17 protein-coding genes are annotated in these 17,524 nt (G+C 48.0%); 10 read left to right on the top strand and 7 right to left on the bottom strand.

The annotated features are described in order from the left end of the window. The first annotated feature begins 108 nt into the window (after positions 1–108). Together U1F02_RS15470 and U1F02_RS15465 are read left to right on the top strand one after the other, a co-directional pair. On the top strand, positions 109–5,016 hold the full coding sequence (locus U1F02_RS15470) for a beta strand repeat-containing protein (RefSeq protein WP_409991307.1): 4,908 nt from the start codon (positions 109–111) through the stop codon (positions 5,014–5,016). Between the two features lie 40 nt (positions 5,017–5,056). Then, positions 5,057–5,389 (top strand): hypothetical protein, encoded by a 333-nt coding sequence (locus U1F02_RS15465; protein ID WP_409991306.1) that lies wholly within the window; start codon positions 5,057–5,059, stop codon positions 5,387–5,389. Between the two features lie 48 nt (positions 5,390–5,437). Here the strand turns inward: U1F02_RS15465 and U1F02_RS15460 are convergent, their stop codons facing one another. The 3 genes from U1F02_RS15460 to U1F02_RS15450 form a co-directional block, all read right to left on the bottom strand. Beyond that, positions 5,438–7,345, bottom strand: coding sequence for a LapD/MoxY N-terminal periplasmic domain-containing protein (locus U1F02_RS15460; protein WP_409991305.1), 1,908 nt, complete (start codon positions 7,343–7,345; stop codon positions 5,438–5,440). 58 nt (positions 7,346–7,403) lie between these two features. After that, a complete protein-coding gene (locus tag U1F02_RS15455; protein WP_409991304.1) occupies positions 7,404–7,967 on the bottom strand; it encodes a transglutaminase-like cysteine peptidase in 564 nt (187 codons plus the stop codon). A 202-nt stretch (positions 7,968–8,169) separates the two neighbouring features. Then, positions 8,170–8,595: an ion channel gene (locus U1F02_RS15450; protein WP_409991303.1), complete on the bottom strand. Its 426-nt coding sequence runs from the start codon at positions 8,593–8,595 to the stop codon at positions 8,170–8,172. Between the two features lie 201 nt (positions 8,596–8,796). Here U1F02_RS15450 and U1F02_RS15445 point away from each other — a divergent pair, with 201 nt between their 5' ends. Then, positions 8,797–9,363 (top strand): YSC84-related protein, encoded by a 567-nt coding sequence (locus U1F02_RS15445; RefSeq protein ID WP_409991302.1) that lies wholly within the window; start codon positions 8,797–8,799, stop codon positions 9,361–9,363. Between the two features lie 56 nt (positions 9,364–9,419). Here U1F02_RS15445 and lpxH read toward each other — a convergent pair whose 3' ends face one another. Both lpxH and U1F02_RS15435 read right to left on the bottom strand, forming a co-directional pair. Further along, positions 9,420–10,142, bottom strand: a complete 723-nt coding sequence (gene lpxH, locus U1F02_RS15440) for a UDP-2,3-diacylglucosamine diphosphatase (RefSeq protein WP_409991301.1) — start codon at positions 10,140–10,142, stop codon at positions 9,420–9,422. Between the two features lie 18 nt (positions 10,143–10,160). Next, positions 10,161–10,658 carry a peptidylprolyl isomerase gene (locus U1F02_RS15435; RefSeq protein ID WP_409991300.1) on the bottom strand — a complete coding sequence of 166 codons (498 nt, stop codon included), beginning with the start codon at positions 10,656–10,658 and terminating at the stop codon, positions 10,161–10,163. A 148-nt stretch (positions 10,659–10,806) separates the two neighbouring features. On the opposite strand from U1F02_RS15435, the gene tmk reads away from it, so the two are divergent. Then, on the top strand, positions 10,807–11,427 hold the full coding sequence (gene tmk, locus U1F02_RS15430) for a dTMP kinase (protein WP_409991299.1): 621 nt from the start codon (positions 10,807–10,809) through the stop codon (positions 11,425–11,427). A 123-nt stretch (positions 11,428–11,550) separates the two neighbouring features. Continuing rightward, the gene (locus tag U1F02_RS15425) at positions 11,551–11,970 is read left to right on the top strand and encodes a type II secretion system protein (RefSeq protein WP_409991298.1); all 420 of its coding nucleotides are present in this window, start codon (positions 11,551–11,553) and stop codon (positions 11,968–11,970) included. 52 nt (positions 11,971–12,022) lie between these two features. On the opposite strand, the gene U1F02_RS15420 is transcribed toward U1F02_RS15425, so the two are convergent. Beyond that, positions 12,023–12,673 (bottom strand): pseudouridine synthase, encoded by a 651-nt coding sequence (locus tag U1F02_RS15420; protein ID WP_409991297.1) that lies wholly within the window; start codon positions 12,671–12,673, stop codon positions 12,023–12,025. 154 nt (positions 12,674–12,827) lie between these two features. Between U1F02_RS15420 and U1F02_RS15415 the strand changes: the two genes are divergently transcribed. The 4 genes from U1F02_RS15415 to U1F02_RS15400 all read left to right on the top strand — a co-directional run bounded on the left by U1F02_RS15415 (position 12,828) and on the right by U1F02_RS15400 (position 15,879). Then, complete coding sequence (locus U1F02_RS15415) at positions 12,828–13,829, top strand: DNA polymerase III subunit delta' (protein WP_409991296.1); 1,002 nt, start codon at positions 12,828–12,830, stop codon at positions 13,827–13,829. A 115-nt stretch (positions 13,830–13,944) separates the two neighbouring features. Beyond that, positions 13,945–14,298, top strand: a complete 354-nt coding sequence (locus U1F02_RS15410) for a PilZ domain-containing protein (protein ID WP_189416781.1) — start codon at positions 13,945–13,947, stop codon at positions 14,296–14,298. Between the two features lie 153 nt (positions 14,299–14,451). Then, positions 14,452–15,243, top strand: coding sequence for a TatD family hydrolase (locus U1F02_RS15405; protein ID WP_409991295.1), 792 nt, complete (start codon positions 14,452–14,454; stop codon positions 15,241–15,243). Between the two features lie 18 nt (positions 15,244–15,261). Next, the gene (locus U1F02_RS15400) at positions 15,262–15,879 is read left to right on the top strand and encodes a dUTP diphosphatase (protein WP_409991294.1); all 618 of its coding nucleotides are present in this window, start codon (positions 15,262–15,264) and stop codon (positions 15,877–15,879) included. Positions 15,880–15,913: 34 nt separating this feature from the next. Here the strand turns inward: U1F02_RS15400 and U1F02_RS15395 are convergent, their stop codons facing one another. Then, entirely contained in the window at positions 15,914–16,999 is a 1,086-nt protein-coding gene (locus tag U1F02_RS15395; RefSeq protein ID WP_409991293.1) for an acyltransferase family protein, read from the bottom strand. 305 nt (positions 17,000–17,304) lie between these two features. On the opposite strand from U1F02_RS15395, the gene U1F02_RS15390 reads away from it, so the two are divergent. Further along, a partial coding sequence (locus U1F02_RS15390) for a lactate/malate family dehydrogenase (RefSeq protein ID WP_409991292.1) occupies positions 17,305–17,524 on the top strand: 220 nt, incomplete at its 3' end.

The raw sequence follows: 17,524 nt of genomic DNA, 5'->3' as shown, positions 1-17,524 counted from the left end.
AGTCTCACCGACAATGCCGGCGGTCGCTTCGCGATCAACGCCACCACCGGTGTGATCACTGTCGCCAATGGCGCCTTGCTCGATTATGAAAGTGCCACCAGCCATACCGTGACCGTGAAAGCGGTCAGTTCCGATGGCAGTGAAACCAGTGCGGACTTCACCATTGCAGTAACCGATGGCAACGACAATCCCGTGGTGCTGACCGACAGCAACGCCGCCCTCAACACAGTGGCCGAAGGTGCGGCGACTGGCAGCCTGGTAGGCGTCACCGCCTTGGGTACCGATGCCGATGCGGGCACCACCGTGACCTACAGTCTCACCGACAATGCCGGCGGTCGCTTCGCGATCAACGCCACCACCGGTGTGATCACCGTGGCCAACGGCGCCTTGCTCGATTACGAAACGGCCACCAGCCACACCGTGACCGTGAAAGCGGTGAGTTCCGATGGCAGTGAAACCAGTGCGGACTTCACGATCAATATCACCAACACCAACGACAATCCGGTTGTCTTGAGTGACAGCAACGCCGCCCTCAACACAGTGGCCGAAGGTGCGGCGACTGGCAGCCTGGTAGGCGTCACCGCCTTGGGTACCGATGCCGATGCAGGCACCACCGTGACCTACAGTCTCACCGACAATGCCGGTGGTCGCTTCGCGATCAACGCCACCACCGGTGTGATCACTGTCGCCAATGGCGCCTTGCTCGATTATGAAAGTGCCACCAGCCACACCGTGACCGTCAAAGCGGTCAGTTCCGATGGCAGTGAAACCACCGGTGACTTCACGATCAATATCACCAACACCAACGACAATCCAGTGGTGCTGACCGACAGCAATGCCGCCTTGAATAGCGTGGCCGAAGGCGCGGCGACTGGCAGCCTGGTAGGCGTCACCGCCTTGGGCACCGATGCCGATGCGGGCACCACCGTGACCTACAGTCTCACCGACAATGCCGGCGGTCGCTTCGCGATCAACGCCACCACCGGTGTGATCACTGTCGCCAATGGCGCCTTGCTCGATTATGAAAGTGCCACCAGCCACACCGTGACCGTCAAAGCGGTCAGTTCCGATGGCAGTGAAACCACCGGTGACTTCACGATCAATATCACCAACACCAACGACAATCCAGTGGTGCTGACCGACAGCAATGCCGCCTTGAATAGCGTGGCCGAAGGTGCGGCGACTGGCAGCCTGGTAGGCGTCACCGCCTTGGGTACCGATGCCGATGCAGGCACCACCGTGACCTACAGTCTCACCGACAATGCCGGCGGTCGCTTCGCGATCAACGCCACCACCGGTGTGATCACCGTGGCCAACGGCGCCTTGCTCGATTACGAAACGGCCACCAGCCACACCGTGACCGTGAAAGCGGTCAGTTCCGATGGCAGTGAAACCAGTGCGGACTTCACGATCAATATCACCAACACCAACGACAATCCGGTTGTCTTGAGTGACAGCAACGCCGCCCTCAACACAGTGGCCGAAGGTGCGGCGACTGGCAGCCTGGTAGGCGTCACCGCCTTGGGTACCGATGCCGATGCAGGCACCACCGTGACCTACAGTCTCACCGACAATGCCGGCGGCCGCTTCGCGATCAACGCCACCACCGGTGTGATCACCGTGGCCGATGGCGCCTTGCTCGATTACGAAAGTGCCACCAGCCACACCGTGACCGTCAAAGCGGTCAGTTCCGATGGCAGTGAAACCACGGGTGACTTCACCATTGCGGTCACCAACACCAACGACAATCCGGTTGTCTTGAGTGACAGCAACGCCGCGCTCAACAGCGTGGCCGAAGGTGCGGCGACTGGCAGTCTCGTAGGCGTCACCGCCTTGGGTACCGATGCCGATGCAGGCACCACCGTGACCTACAGTCTCACCGACAATGCCGGCGGTCGCTTCGCGATCAACGCCACCACCGGTGTGATCACTGTCGCCAATGGCGCCTTGCTCGATTACGAAAGTGCCACCAGCCACACCGTGACCGTCAAAGCGGTCAGTTCCGATGGCAGTGAAACCAGTGCGGACTTCACGATCAATATCACCAACACCAACGACAATCCGGTTGTCTTGAGTGACAGCAACGCCGCCCTCAACACAGTGGCCGAAGGTGCGGCGACTGGCAGCCTGGTAGGCGTCACCGCCTTGGGTACCGATGCCGATGCAGGCACGACTGTCACCTACAGTCTCACCGACAATGCCGGCGGCCGCTTCGCGATCAACGCCACCACCGGTGTGATCACCGTGGCCGATGGCGCCTTGCTCGATTACGAAAGTGCCACCAGCCACACCGTGACCGTCAAAGCGGTCAGTTCCGATGGCAGTGAAACCAGTGCGGACTTCACGATCAATATCACCAACACCAACGACAATCCGGTTGTCCTGAGTGACAGCAACGCCGCATTGAACACGGTTGCTGAAGGCGCTGCCAACGGCAGTTTGGTGGGCGTCACCGCCTTGGGCACCGATGCCGATGCAGGCACGACCGTGACCTACAGTCTCACCGACAATGCCGGCGGCCGCTTCGCGATCAACGCCACCACCGGTGTGATCACCGTGGCCGATGGCGCCTTGCTCGATTACGAAAGTGCCACCAGCCACACCGTGACCGTCAAAGCGGTCAGTTCCGATGGCAGTGAAACCAGTGCGGACTTCACCATTGCAGTGACTACACCTGTGATATTGAGCCTCAACGGAGTTGCTTCTATGCGTGAAGGTGATTCTGCAGGTATCTACACCCTGACCTTGACCAGTCCAGCCCAATCTGCGGTTACGGTGTCTCTGAATTACACTGGCACAGCCTCTAACGGAGCTGACTTTAATGGTACAACCACCGTGACGATTCCGGCGGGTGCAACATCTGCTAGCTTCTCAATTGCTGCTTTGACCGATAGTTTGACGGAGGGTAATGAGACTTTCACGGTAACACTTAGCGGTGCTACTGGCGGAGGGTTCGATAGTTTAGTATTAAGCAATTCGGCTAAGAGCGTCACTACCACCATTATTGATAATCAGGCGCCTGTTGCGGTTAGCGATCCGAACAGTGGTAGTTCTTCAAACGTAGGTTTGTATTCGGAATACTACTCTTATCGCGAAGGAACAGACGGTCCTAATTTGTCATCGCTTGCGTTGGTTAACGCATTTGTTGCCACACATGATCCATCTGCCACTTTCATCGCAAAGACCTTTAATTATGGGACTGATACGCTCTTCAGTAATAACTTAGGTAGAGGAACCAATTTGCAGGCGTTCCTAGGTAGTGATGCATCTTCGTTGAGTAATGACCCCTCTGACAGTTCGGACGCCATAATACGTATGTTCGGTGCTGTTGAGCTTGCTGCTGGTACATACAACTTCAGAATTCGTGGAGATGATGGGTACCAAGTGAAAGTAGATGGTGTGGTAGTTGCCACCGTAGACCAAATACAAGCACCTACCGGCACTGTTCATGCTCCCTTTACGATTACAACCGGCGGAGTTCATAGCATAGAAATCCTTTATTGGGATCAGGGAGGTCAGGCAGTATTCAAACTTGAACTCAGTGACGACAACGGGCAGAGCTATAACTTCCTATCGAGTGTACCCACCGCGTACGGTGTTGCTCACGTAATGAATGAGGATACTTCTTGGACAGTTCCCGTTTCGACATTGTTGTCTAACGATAGTGATCCGGACGGAGATCCTATATCACTGGTCAGTGTGCAAGATGCTGTGAATGGGACAGTTTCGCTTGTTGGAGGGAATGTCACTTTTACACCTACACCCAATTACTACGGTTTAGCGAGTTACACTTACACCATAAGTGATGGTCGTGGGGGCACCGACACTGCATTGGTAACAATGAATATTCTGCCAATCAACGACATCACTGTCGTCTCTGGTGTGTCCGCTACGGATACCTCAATAACTTTTACCGCAAGCGACGCTGACGTGGGGACGACTCTGGCCCTGACGGCTCCCTTTGCTGCAGTTTTCAGCACAACAAGTGTAAATAATGGTTCTGCGACTATATTGACGGTTTCGCAGCAATCAAGCGCTGTCACCGGTATCTTAAAAGTTACAGACGCCACAGCGCCAGTCGAAGTCATCAATTTGTCGCTGGGTACCAACGGAGGCGATACGTTCAATGCTTCCGCGAATACTACGGCTTCTGCTCTCTATGGATTCAATGGTAACGACGTGCTTACCGGCGGTAGTGCTAACGATATCCTCGTCGGTGGTTCCGGCGCTGACACCTTGAGTGGTGGTGGTGGTGACGACGTACTCTGGGGTGGATCGGGCGTAGACACCTTTAACGTTACAAGTGGTGTTGACACGATTAAAGATTTAGGTACCGGCGGTACTGATATCTTTAATGTAAGTTCCGGTGCGACAGCCAACATTACGGTAACTGGCGCCTATACTGCCGGTTCCTCAACGGTTAATAACGGCACGGCAGTTCTTACGACCGTTGGTTTAAGCGTCGATATGACAAATGCGACAGGATCCAAGGGCTACTCAATTGTCAATACAGGTGCCGGCACAACCTTAACAGGTAGTGGATTCAATGATGTATTAACGGGTGGAACGGGGGCAGATACGCTCAAGGGTGGTGCAGGTAGTGATTCCTTGGGCGGAGGAGCTGGTAATGACACCCTAACGGGTGGCGTTGGCAACGATAACCTGTCTGGTGGCAGTGGTGTCGATACGTTCGTCTGGAATCTTGCAGACAGAGGCACAACCGCATCACCAGCGAATGATACGGTCACTGATTTCTCAGCTTTGTCGGGTGGTGATAAGTTGGATTTACGCGATTTATTGCAAGGTGAGAGCAGCGGAAACTTAACGAATTATTTGCATTTCTCCAGTGATGGTACTAACACTACTATTTCAATTAGCAGCACTGGTGCATTTAATGGCTCAAACTACGCGACTGCTACAGATCAACAAATTGTGTTAAACGCCGTTAACTTAACGGGTGGTGATACCGCAATTATCAACCTCCTGAAAGCTAACGGTAATTTGATTACCGATTAATTAACAATGCTCACGGATGAGCTAAACCGGAAGTCTGTAGATGTACATAAAACGAAATCAGGACGGTGCCATTATTGCGATTAGTCAAATTGCAGAAAATGACATTAGCGAATTTGTGAGCGATGATTCCAAAGAGTTGCATATTTATTTGCAGTCTTTAAAGCCGGATCAAATGTCATCGCTGGAACAGTCTGACCAAGCGATGGCTCGTGTATTGGAGGATGTTATTAATTTGTTGGTGGATCAAGGAACAATTCGCTTTACCGATTTACCACAAGCTGCGCAAATAAAATTACTGTCGCGTAGAGAGTTGCGGGGGCAAAGACAAGGAATGGATTTGTTGGATGACGGTAACGATGATTTAAAAATTTAAAATTAAGGCGCTCAATGCGCCTTAATTTTGTGCAAAACATTTAATTCTTTATACGCCAGGGCCAGTTAAACCATCAATTCCTAATTGAATAAGTTTTTCTTTTTCCTGTGCTGAACGAACACTTTCAGCGATCATAATCATTCCCAATGAATGCCCAATCTTGCACAAACCAGAAAGGAAGTTTTGATTGCCGGAGTTGGTATCTATGTCGCGCACAATTGCACCGTCAATTTTTAAATAATGCAAACCTATGTCTTGTAGTTCGCGAATTTTAGTGAACTCCAAGCCCACATGCTCTAACCCAACCCGGCAACCAAAGGCTCGCAAAGCGTTAGTAAAACTACGCAACTCTGCCATATGACGCAAAGCACAAGACTCCGGGAATTCCAACCAGAGGTGCTGTGCTTTCTGTATCGATTTATTAAGGAGCGATATAGCTTGTTCGCGAAAATCAGCGCTGCATAAGGACTCAGCAGAAATATTAATTGCAACGGGAGAGTCCGTATTGTTATTCAGTGCATTTTTAATTACTTCCAAATCGATGGAAGGCATTATGCCCAAGCGTGCGGCCCAAGGCATAAAATAACCTGCGGGTTGCCATTCATCGTCTAATAATAAGCGAACAGGTGCTTCAGTGTGGAGCGTAGATCCAGTAGGGGTTCGCACGGGAAACTGTGCCAGCTGGACTCGCTTCAAATCTAATGAGTGAGTAATTGCGTCACGCCAATCACTGAGATTGCGATGAATAACTGGTTGCCCAGTTGTGTTGAGTACGATCAATGCGCGATTGCCTTTCAATTCCGCTTGCGCCAAAGCACCGTCCAGTTTATGCAGCAGTTCGTTTCGTTTTTCACCGCTGGCGTAAGTGCACACTGCTAAAGGTAACTGGACAGATTGCAAGTCGTTGTCACTAAGTTGCGCGCCCAATTGCTCCGAAAGTTCCGCGCCCACCGATTCTGCGGAAGGATTGCTGGAGATGACTAACATAAAATCGCTACCGTTCAATCTTCCCGCATGGCTCCCGGGGTAGCGATCAATAAATTGATGTAGAACGCCAGCAATTTGCAAAAGTGCATGATCTGCCGCGGCGCGCCCCAAGTGATTATTGATTTCTGCTAAATTTAAAAAGCGAACAACTGCGATAACACCTGCACTGTCACTATCATCGCGGCTCAATTTACTTTCCAATAAATTAAGAAAATGATTGCGATTGGGTAATTCAGTCAGCGGATCTAATTGTGATTCGCGGCGTAACTTTTCAAGTTGATGTGTTTCTTTTTCCAACATGGCTTTAACACTTTGCGAAAGCGCGTTCATGGCTCGAACCAACCGTTGGAATTCCGTGGTTTTAGGTTCGTCGGAGGTTACGAAACGTCGTTGGCCTATGGCTTCAGCTTGTTTAATGACGGTATCCAGCGGACTGGAAATAAATTTTAAAATCAGAGTTCCAACAACGCCGCTCAGAACTGCCGCAATCACAAACCAGGTTAGCAGTTGAGAGGTACTGTGCCAGAGGGCTTGCCACGCGTAGCGGGAATGGCTTTTTACGGTTAGGGTTCCGAATTGTTGCCATCCATCCTGAATTTGCGCAACGCCGGGTTCTGCATCGAAGTTAACTAAACGCGTAAACCACAGAGGTACATTTACTGAGGATGGCGTGTTTTTATTATCTTCGTAATGACGCGATACCAGTATTTTCTTTTGTGGGTTGGTGAGTGTGATGTATTCGTAGTGACCAGTATCAAATTGAGCGCTAATTAAAAGCTCGAGTGTGACAGGATCCTTTTCCATTTGAGACATTGAAAGCGCAAGTGAGGTGGCGTTATCCAAATTTTTAACACGTAGCTGCTCTTCCAAATACTGCTTTGCCGACATGATGCTGATAATAAAACTCCCGCCCAGAGCGAGTAGCAGCAATACAAAAATGCCAATCCATAATTGCTTAATTAACGACATAATTATTTCTCTTGCGTAGGGGCGTCTGATTCATCAGCCGCCTAATTAAACCTTTAGGTTAAAAACCCTCTTGTTTCATTCGTTCCAGCACGTCTCTCCAACGAGAGAGGCGAGCGGTAGGATCTATCTGAGGTTGCACTTGGTTGCCAACCCATAAACCATCACTGTTAAAACTAAACACGGGGTGTAAATCTGTACGTCTATCTGCACTGTCTATATCAGAAACCAGACTGTCTAAAATAAGAGGGACGGAATTAGGTTGTTCATAATAGCCAAGCACCATATGTGCCTGAAATACTTTACTTGAGTTACCGCCAATTTGTGCCTTAACGTAAATTAATCGCAGGTTTTCAACCGGCACGTCCAATCGTACGAGAGTGAAATATTTTGCAATGGTGTAGTCTTCGCAATCGCCTACACCAGCACCCAAGGTTTCCAAGGGGGTCGCCCAGTAATCGCTGGTTTTCCATTGGATAATATCGTCAACAAAGCGCGTATTTTTGTTGAAGTAGTCATTAACCGCTTTAATTTTTTCCGCTGTGGTTTTGTCTTTATTGTTTTCAATCAGCAGATTCCAAGTGTGAAATTTGGCGAGTCCGGCCATACCAAAACGTGTCTGCATTGTATTTTCGAGTTTATTGGTCTTTAACTCTGCAAAGCAAAACATTGCCAAGAGCAAACTGACGCCGAGCACATACCCGCACAGATTGCGTATCCAGTGAGGGCGCGGAAAACGGAGGTTTCCCGAGAGGAATGATGTGAACCGAGTCAAGTAAGTTAGCTTGCCTTAAAGATTAAGATGCCATGAGTATAGTCAAGCTTTGTTATCTCAGTTTCCAGAACTTCTGCATTTCGATAAACATAAAGGAAGATGTCCACGCAATGAGAACCACACCTGTAAGGGCTTCCAAGCCCGTCAGAAAACGAATACTGCCAACGGGGTGTACATCTCCGAAACCAAGGGTGGTGTAGCAGGTGAAGGAAAAGTAGACGCAATCCAGCAAGCTTTCCTCTATTGGGCCTATAAGCTCACCAAACTGGTGAGAAATCACAACGCCATAAATGCCGAATGCGAACAGCCACACTTCAATTACGTGCGCGATAAGCGCTCCAAATACACCGAAAAGGATACTTATTCTGCGGTTAATGGGTAACTTGGGAATGGTAAGAGACAGCCAGTTCAAGACTTCAAAATGAATAAGTACGGCCGCCCCCACCAAAATTACATTGATAAGGATGATTAAAAACATAGGTCGAACTCCCAGCAAAAACCTAATAAATATCTCATGAACAAAGACGATTTTTTACGCTCATAACCATAAGTTTAGTCTTTGTGTATTTACATGAACCGATATTTTAATTGCGCCCGATCAAATGTGACCTGACTTATACTCAGCGAGTTAATCTAGCCGCTATACTGGCGCGCACCACACACCAACTGGAGTTAGATAATGAAAAGAGCAGTGCACCTTGTACTGGGTTTGGTTGTTATTTTGATGGTTTCGGGCTGTACAACAACGCAAGGCAAAAGCCCGCAAGAAAAGCGTCAAGCTGTATTAAATATGCGCTCTCAAGTTCTGGCAGATTTATACAGAATTCACCCTGATGCCCGTGCGCAAATCGCGGCCTCTCCCGGCTATGCGGTATTCAGTAATGCCAATGTCAATTTGCTAATTGCGAGTGTCGGCGGTGGTTATGGTGTAGCTGAAAATAAGCGCCTTAAAAAGACCGTGTTCATGAAAATGGGGGAGGCGGGTTTAGGTTTGGGCTTGGGTGTTAAGGATTTTCGCGCTGTATTTATTTTTAAAAACCAGGAATCATTAGATGCGTTTATTGATAAGGGTTGGGAGTTTGGTGGCCATGTTGATGCTGCAGCAAAAGCTGGTGATAAAGGAGCTGCGGTAGGTGGCGAAGCTTTGTTAAATGGCGTAACTATTTACCAGCTCACTGAAAGTGGTTTAGCACTTCAGGCTACGCTCAAAGGCACCAAATACTGGAAGGACAATGAATTGAATTGATAAAGGTAAGGTAAAAAATGGCAACCCGAAGTTGCCATTTTTTTTGAGTTTACATTTTAGATCGTCCAGCTAAAAAGCTCTGCTTTCCCGGCTTGCGCAACAATAGCCCATGCTTTGTCGTGCCAATCCCCCAGTACCAAGCGCTCAGCGGGTTTTCCATCAATATCCAACGTGTGTATTGCAGGTCTGTGGGTGTGGCCGTGAATCATGCGTTTAACGCTGGCGTTTTTCATGGCATTAATAACTTCAGCTTGATTAACGTCCATAATGTCTTCCGCTTTAAGGCTATTCATAGCCTGACTTTTTTCTCGCATTTGCGCTGCCAAAGCGCGACGTGCCGCAAGCGGTTGCGAAAGAACTTGTTGCTGCCATTGCGGGGAGCGAACTTGTTGTCTGAATGCAATGTACTGAGCATCGTCAGTACATAAACTATCACCATGCAGCAGCAATGTAGGTTCGCCGTATAAATCAATGGTGGTGTATTCCGGAATAATTTGTGCACCTGCTTGTTCGGCAAATTTTTCGCCCAACAAAAAATCTCTGTTTCCGTGCATTAAAAAAATAGATGTACCGGTATCGCTTAATTTTTTGAGTTCCGCTGCAACTTCGCTATTAAGTGGTGCATCGTCATCATCGCCAATCCATGCATCAAAAAAGTCGCCTAAAATAAAAAGTTTTTCGGCGCCTTTTGCTTGGGTTTGCAGAAATTGAAAAAACGCCCGCGTAATCTGCGGGCGACTTTCGTGTAAGTGCAAATCTGAAATAAAAAAAGTTGTCATTTCTATTCCGTAGAATTTTTACTTGGCAACGGTCACATTCTGGATGACGATGGCTTCAACTGGAACGTCCTGATGGAAACCTTTGCTGCCTGTTTTTACGCCTTTAATTTTGTTCACTACGTCCATGCCTTCGGTAACTTTACCGAAAACGGCGTAGCCCCAGCCTTGGCTGGTTTTACTGCTGTGGTTCAAGAAACTGTTGTCTTTTACGTTAATAAAAAACTGTGCAGTCGCACTATGTGGATCGTTGGTACGTGCCATAGCAATACTGCCCGTTACATTTTTCAAGCCGTTATCTGCTTCATTTTGAATAGGGTCACGTGTTTTCTTTTTCTCGCTCATGTCTTCGGTCATGCCGCCGCCCTGGATCATAAAACCATCAATTACGCGGTGAAAAATTGTTCCGTTGTAAAAACCTTCTTCGGCGTATTGTAAAAAGTTTGCCGCGGTATTCGGCGCTTTTTCAAAATCCAGTTCAATCACTATGTCGCCATAATTTGTATGTAAAGTAATCATGTTGGGCTCCTGAGCACAATAGAGAAAAGTGGGGAAGTCTTAAAAAGCGGGTATGATACGCGTTCAACGACGGCAAAGGAATGTTCAGGGTAGGCTTAACGTTAAACTTGCTGTCCATATTCAAACCTACAATAAGCGAGATAAATTCATGCGCGGTAAATTCCTCACCATCGAAGGTACAGAAGGGGTTGGTAAAAGTACTAACTTGGCGTTTGTGCGCGACTGGCTGCAAGCGAAGGGAATTGAGGTAGTTGTGACCCGCGAACCTGGTGGCACTCCCTTGGCTGAAGAAATTCGTGGCTTATTATTGAGCAAGCGCGAGGAAAAGGTCGATGAAACCGCTGAGCTCCTACTGGTTTTTGCTGCCCGCGCACAACACTTGGCTCAGTTGATTAAACCCGCTTTAGCTCGCGGTGCATGGGTGTTAAGTGATCGTTTTACCGATGCTACTTATGCATACCAAGGCGGTGGGCGAGGCTTAAGTAAAGAGGTTGTCACCCAATTAGAGGTTCTGGTTCAGGGTGAACTGCGCCCGGACTTAACCCTGATTCTCGATATCGACGTAGAGCTCGGTTTAAACCGTGCTCGTCAGCGTGGTGAGTTGGATCGGTTTGAAAGCGAGACCCTAACGTTTTTTGAGCGCGTTCGCGCGGCTTACAAAGATCGTGCTTTGGCAGCACCGAGTCGTTATGCCCTTGTAGATGCAAGCCAGGAATTGGTTAGGGTGCAATCTGATATTGAGAAGGTGTTACTTGGATTACTCGATTGACGCTTGGGTAAGGCAGTTAAATTTGCGCGTCTTTTAATCTGGTCTAGAGTTACTAATGAATCGCTATATCTAAAAGTTGTTTGAGATAGCTTCGTGACATAACTCCAACCAAATGGTGATGAGATGAACAAACAACAATCAGGTTTTACGCTTATAGAATTGATCGCGGTAATTGTCATTCTGGGGATACTAGCGGCCACCGCAATTCCAAAATTTGTCAATTTAAGCTCGGATGCGCGAACCGCTAAAGTCAATGCCGCCTTAGGTGCAATGAAGTCTGCTGCAAATATGGCGCACGGAAAATATCTAATTAACCCCGTGTCACCGCAAGATTTTGAGGATGTATCGGTGGCGTTCGTAAACGCTTATCCGAACGCAGTTTCCATTGCCTCACTTGCAGGGCTTTCAGGGCCCGACTATACAATTGTAACCGCGGGTACAACAACGACTGTCACCGTAATGACCAATTGCTCAACCAGCTACACGGAGCCTACTTCAGCAATTCTTCCACCCACCTATACGCTAACCACAACAGGTTGTTAGTTTTTACACACAAAAAAATGCCGCGCAGTTTTTTTGCTGAGCGGCATTTTTTTTAGAAATCTGCGAGGCATTCCACTTCAATTTTATGACGCAAAATAGGGTGCGTAAGTTGAATGTGTTGCGCGTGAAGTAATAGTCGAGAAGCTTGTGCCTGAATCTCGGGTGGCGAGTAAAGCTGGTCACCTAACATGGGGTGACCAATGCTAAGCATGTGAACACGCAATTGATGGGTACGCCCACTGACAGGTTCCAGCAATACCCGTGTGTAATTTTCGGCTTCGTTTCGCTCCAAAACGCTATAGCGTGTGTGCGCGGGTTTGCCGGATTCAAAACACACCTTCTGCAGCGGGCGATTCGGCCAATCGCAAATCAGCGGTAGTTTTACTTCTCCCTCATCTTGTTCGACCAATCCGCTCACCAGGGCCACATAACGTTTGTGGATGCCACGGGCTTCAAACTGTTTAGTGAGAATTTTCAAGCTCATGTAGTTGAGCGGGAACATCACTATTCCTGAGGTTCCCTGATCCAATCGATGTACTACGCGCGCATTTGGGTTAAATTTTAGCGCGCGGTTGATAAGGCAATCCTGCTTTTCTGGCCCTTTTCCGGGTACGGTCAAAAGGCCGGCGGGTTTATTGCAAATCATCAAATCGTCATCGAGATGCAATATGTCGAGTCCGAGACTCAGGGCGTGCTCATTCATGCTGGAGTTGCTGGCTTATTTGCATCTTCTAAACAAGATGCGCGTGAAAAGGGCGGCGATTATCGCAAATCTTCCTGTAAATTGCTAAGCGGCTCGGTTTGCCAAGAACTAGTGGCAAATGTAAGCTTGCCGCCTCAATTCTACGAGCGTGTCTATGTCTGATTTTCCTCTCCATCCTTACCCCTGGCAGCTACAGGAATGGCAGCAACTTAACCTGCAAATCGCGGCAGGAAAGTTGCCTCATGCTTTAATGTTTGCGGGGGCTAAAGGTATTGGAAAGAGGCACTTGGCCGAAGCGCTGGCGCAGTTACTGTTGTGCTTGTCGCCTATTGAGGGCACGCCGTGCGGAAAATGTCGCGGTTGCATGTTGAACCGTGTTCAGAACCACCCGGACTTTATTGTGGTAGAACCGGAAGAGGCGGGTAAGGCCATCAAGGTGGATCAGATTCGTGCGCTCATCGATGACTTGGGCAAAACGGCACAGCAAGGCGGTTTCAAAGTGGTGGTGTTGGAGCCCGCGGAAGCCATGAATACCAATTCAGCCAACGCACTGCTTAAGTCCTTGGAAGAGCCCGCCGCTAATACGCTCATCATTCTGGTTTGCCATGCTGCAAGCGCGGTTTTACCCACCATTCGCAGCCGTTGCCAAATGCGCTTACTCGCTACGCCCAATTCGGAGCAGGTAATTCACTGGCTCAAACCCTTGGTTGTGGGAAGCAATATTCCGGTAGAAAAACTCTTGGATGCCGCTGGCGGCGCGCCTCTAACAGCATTATCTTTTTTGGAAGGCGATGCATTGGAAAGACGGGATGCTTGGTTGCTTAACCTCGTGAGGCTGAGTACAGGCCAAATATCGGCAATTGAAGTCGCGGCTCAGTGGCAGAAAGAAGATGTTATTGCGTTGGTAGAATGGTTTTTGGTGTGGTTGCACTCGGTCATGCGTTGGCAAGTTGGGGCAGAGCAGCTCTTGATTAACCAGCTTCCGCAAGATTTTCGCGATCGTTTGGCAAGGGTTCCAAGTGCGTTACTGCACCGTTATGTGGAAAAAATCCTTGTAGCCAAACGTCAGCTATTAGGCAGTTCAAATCCCAATAAACAGCTTTTGCTCGAGGAAATGCTCATGGATTGGGGCGCTTTGTTACGCGCTGCAAAATAGTGAAAGTGGGCAATTCTCGTAAATGGTGGCGCAATAGCGGCTAGACAGGTCTACACTATTGCATTATGTTTCATGACATTTCTTGTTAGTCCATTGAGTTCAGACGGATAACCTTATGCAAGCGATAGGCGGTGGTGCCCGTAACGGCATACTTTCTCTTACCATCAAAGACAAAGCAGTGCTCTATGCTGCTTACATGCCCTTTGTAAAAAATGGCGGAATGTTTATTCCAACCGGTAAAAGCTACAAGCTGGGTGATGAAGTGTTTATGTTGCTGAGCTTGATGGAAGAAACCGAAAAGATTCCTGTTGCCGGTAAAGTGATTTGGGTGACTCCGCGAGGAGCCCAAGGCAACCGCGCTGCTGGAATCGGTGTGCAGTTTACCGATCAAGACAACACTGCCGTAACCAAAATTGAAACCTATCTCGCTGGCTCCATTAATTCCGATAAGCCGACGCATACGATGTAAGTCACACTTAACTCTCAAAAAGTCAGCCACCGTGCTGGCTTTTTTATGTTCAGAGTGAATGTATGTGCGGGCACTGAGATGCACAATATCTCCGCAGAATTTGCGGCCGTTTTCCCGTATAATCGCCGCACTTTTTGTTAACGGCTTTTCAACATGCTTATCGACTCCCACTGCCATCTTGACCGCATTAATCTTGATCGTTATGACGGCAAGTTATCCAATGCAATCGCTGCCGCTAACGAGCGCGGTATTCAACAAATGCTGTGTATTGGCGTTAGTCTGGATAATATCCAAACAGTAATTGATATTGCGCAGGCGCATCCTTGTGTATTTGCGTCTGTAGGTGTTCATCCCTGTGATGTAAAAGACGGAACAGCAACTGCCGATCAATTGATTCAATGGGCATCACAAGAAAAAGTGGTGGCCTTGGGTGAAACTGGCTTGGACTACCACTACGAAACCGAAAGCAAAGAATTACAGCATGAAAGTTTTGCTATGCATTTGGATGTGGGCAAAAAAATTGCTTTGCCTGTGGTAGTTCATACGCGTGAAGCCAGAGCAGATACGCTAGCTCTGATTAAACAACACGGTAGTTTGGAGCACAGCGGCGTGCTGCATTGTTTTACAGAGGACTGGGAAATGGCAAAAGCGGCTCTGGATTTAAATTACTACATTTCCATTTCTGGGATAGTTACTTTTAAAAACGCCGAACAAATTCGCGATGTGGTTCGTAACATGCCCATTGATCGTTTGCTGGTTGAAACAGATTCGCCTTACCTCGCACCTATCCCTTACAGAGGCAAGCCGAACGAACCCAAATACGTTTACGAAGTGGCTCAGTTCGTGGCCGATTTAAAAGGTATGAGCATTGAAAAATTAGGCGAACACACCTGTGAAAACTTTTACAGGTTGTTTAGCAGAGCTAAACAATACTTACCGCAATAAATTTTTGTAGAGAACATTATGAACGCACAACAAATAAAAATTATGCTCGACTTGCAAGACGGTATGAATACCAAAGTGAATGCGGATTGGAAAGCGCAAGGCTACGAATGGTATCGCGCAATTTGGGTTGAATGCGCTGAATTGCTTGATCACTATGGTTGGAAGTGGTGGAAAAAGCAATCACCCGATACAGAGCAGGTTGCGCTGGAATTAATTGATATTTGGCATTTCGGTTTGAGCATCTTGTTACAAAGCGGAGCCAAGCCGGAGCTGATCGTTGCGCAAATTCAAAGTGATTTGGTAATTGAAACAGATGAAAGCGATTTTCGCTTGGACTTGGAAAAATTTGTCGCCGCAACCTTGAATGATCGTCAGTTTCACATAGGTTTGTTCGGTCGCCTTATGGCTGGCATTGGTATGAGCTTTGAGCAGCTTTACCGCGGTTATGTTGGAAAAAACGTATTGAATTTCTTCCGTCAAGATCACGGTTACAAAGACGGCTCTTACCGCAAACACTGGCATGATGGGCGTGAAGATAACGAGCATTTGGTTGAGGCGGTATTAAGTTTGGATACCACAAAAGTAGAGTTTAAAGACGAACTTTATGCGGCGCTTAAGGTTCGTTATTCCAAATAAAATTTAGCAGGAGTCTTATTGGCTCCTGTCTCTCCTATGAATTTTGTGCCCGTAAAAGCTTCGACTGTTTAAATGAGCTGCGCACGGATTCATCAATCCTCACCAGTATCACCGCTATAACAACCGCAATAGTTGCGAATAAAATTGTTTGCATAGCGGGAGTCAGGTTTTCCATAAAATCCAATTCGCTCAGCAACCTATAGATAGGGAAATGCGTTACATATAGCGGATAGGAAATATCACCTAAAAATTTACAAGCTCCAACTCCTGCGCCTGATACCGGCAGTTTCGCAAATATTGCAATAAGTAAGGGCGCGAGTATTAAGGCATTAGCGAGCGCCACAGCCCCCTTTGACGAAAAAAAGCAAATTGCTACCAGAAAAAATATGCCATAAGTAATGAAGCTGGGTGGTAGCTTGTAATAGCTGTAACATTGATAAATGAAAACGCCTAGGAAAAATTCAAAAATAACGCGTGGGAAACCCAATACAAAATCACTGCCGCGTGCGCCAGGATTTAGCTGATGCAAACCAAGCGTTAGCGCAACAAAAGTGATGCCGCTTATACCGATCAACACTGGCAAATTTATTTTCCTGAAGCGTGCTAAATAAATAAAGAAAATAATATTAACGAACATTTCAAAAAATAAAGACCAAGCCGGGTCATTCAATGGGAATACTGTTCCATGAATAGCGTGTGATCCAAATGGCCAAGCATGATCGTTAAAGTAGGGTAAAAGGAAAAAGTTAAGCACTGATGCGGTCGCAAGATTCTTAGGCTCAATAGGGCTTTCGGGGCTGGAATAAATAAGTAGCAGCGCGGCACCTATACCTAGGGCTAATCCAACGACATACATAGGGCCCAGGCGGGTAATCCGAGAATACAAAAAGCCCTTGAACGTCATTCCCTGTGCGACCTTTTGCCCGTAGCTGTGCATGAGCACAAAACCAGACAAAATAAAAAATATATCCACGGCAACCCAGGCGCTGTGCACCCAGTCCAACCCGTTGTGTTGCGTGTAGTGGTAAATCACAACAGCGATGGCTGCGATTCCGCGAATGGCGTCCAGTGCGTAAAAGCGTTTTGGCATAAGGGAGGGGCTTGCGATGGTATCGGTCATGATCATTTCCCTGCTCAAATCAAAATGCTTAGATTAAGGGGATGTTGTGAGACTTACGGTGCGCTTACACACTCAGTCTCGTTATTTCAAGCCATAAATGTGCCACCATCAATTTGCCTCATGAGAGGTAAATTTTTAGCGCTTTAAGGCGATATTTATAAGGCCGTCTATAATGCTCAAAACAGATGAAATTTCCCCCCGTTTCTCTATAATGCACGCCCGTCCTATCTAGAAAGGCAGGCACAGGCACAAAATGCCTAACAACCTTTGTTCTGTCCCATATCACCCGTAAATGGAGTCTCACTGTGAAAGCACCCGTAAGAGTTACCGTCACCGGCGCCGCTGGCCAAATCAGCTATTCATTATTGTTCCGCATCGCCGCTGGCGACATGTTGGGCAAAGATCAACCAGTAATTCTGCAATTGTTGGAAATCACCCCGGCTCTTAAGGCGCTGCAAGGCGTTGCAATGGAATTGGATGACTGTGCTTTCCCTCTGCTGGCCGGCATTGTGACTACTGATGACC

Source organism: Cellvibrio sp., assembly GCF_046347455.1.
GTDB lineage: Bacteria > Pseudomonadota > Gammaproteobacteria > Pseudomonadales > Cellvibrionaceae > Cellvibrio.
The sequence above is the reverse complement of the archived record's forward strand: the minus strand, read 5'-3'. Positions and strand labels throughout refer to the sequence as shown.

What these genes read in the sequence shown, in the direction of transcription:
- U1F02_RS15410 (WP_189416781.1), top strand. Translation starts at nt 13,945, where the DNA reads ATGCAAGCGATAGGCGGTGGTGCCCGTAACGGCATACTTTCTCTTACC.
- U1F02_RS15405 (WP_409991295.1), top strand. Translation starts at nt 14,452, where the DNA reads ATGCTTATCGACTCCCACTGCCATCTTGACCGCATTAATCTTGATCGT.
- U1F02_RS15415 (WP_409991296.1), top strand. Translation starts at nt 12,828, where the DNA reads ATGTCTGATTTTCCTCTCCATCCTTACCCCTGGCAGCTACAGGAATGG.
- U1F02_RS15395 (WP_409991293.1), bottom strand. Translation starts at nt 16,999, where the DNA reads ATGACCGATACCATCGCAAGCCCCTCCCTTATGCCAAAACGCTTTTAC.
- U1F02_RS15465 (WP_409991306.1), top strand. Translation starts at nt 5,057, where the DNA reads ATGTACATAAAACGAAATCAGGACGGTGCCATTATTGCGATTAGTCAA.
- U1F02_RS15425 (WP_409991298.1), top strand. Translation starts at nt 11,551, where the DNA reads ATGAACAAACAACAATCAGGTTTTACGCTTATAGAATTGATCGCGGTA.
- U1F02_RS15435 (WP_409991300.1), bottom strand. Translation starts at nt 10,658, where the DNA reads ATGATTACTTTACATACAAATTATGGCGACATAGTGATTGAACTGGAT.
- lpxH (WP_409991301.1), bottom strand. Translation starts at nt 10,142, where the DNA reads ATGACAACTTTTTTTATTTCAGATTTGCACTTACACGAAAGTCGCCCG.
- U1F02_RS15400 (WP_409991294.1), top strand. Translation starts at nt 15,262, where the DNA reads ATGAACGCACAACAAATAAAAATTATGCTCGACTTGCAAGACGGTATG.
- U1F02_RS15450 (WP_409991303.1), bottom strand. Translation starts at nt 8,595, where the DNA reads ATGTTTTTAATCATCCTTATCAATGTAATTTTGGTGGGGGCGGCCGTA.
- U1F02_RS15445 (WP_409991302.1), top strand. Translation starts at nt 8,797, where the DNA reads ATGAAAAGAGCAGTGCACCTTGTACTGGGTTTGGTTGTTATTTTGATG.
- tmk (WP_409991299.1), top strand. Translation starts at nt 10,807, where the DNA reads ATGCGCGGTAAATTCCTCACCATCGAAGGTACAGAAGGGGTTGGTAAA.
- U1F02_RS15455 (WP_409991304.1), bottom strand. Translation starts at nt 7,967, where the DNA reads ATGCAGACACGTTTTGGTATGGCCGGACTCGCCAAATTTCACACTTGG.
- U1F02_RS15420 (WP_409991297.1), bottom strand. Translation starts at nt 12,673, where the DNA reads ATGAATGAGCACGCCCTGAGTCTCGGACTCGACATATTGCATCTCGAT.
- U1F02_RS15460 (WP_409991305.1), bottom strand. Translation starts at nt 7,345, where the DNA reads ATGTCGTTAATTAAGCAATTATGGATTGGCATTTTTGTATTGCTGCTA.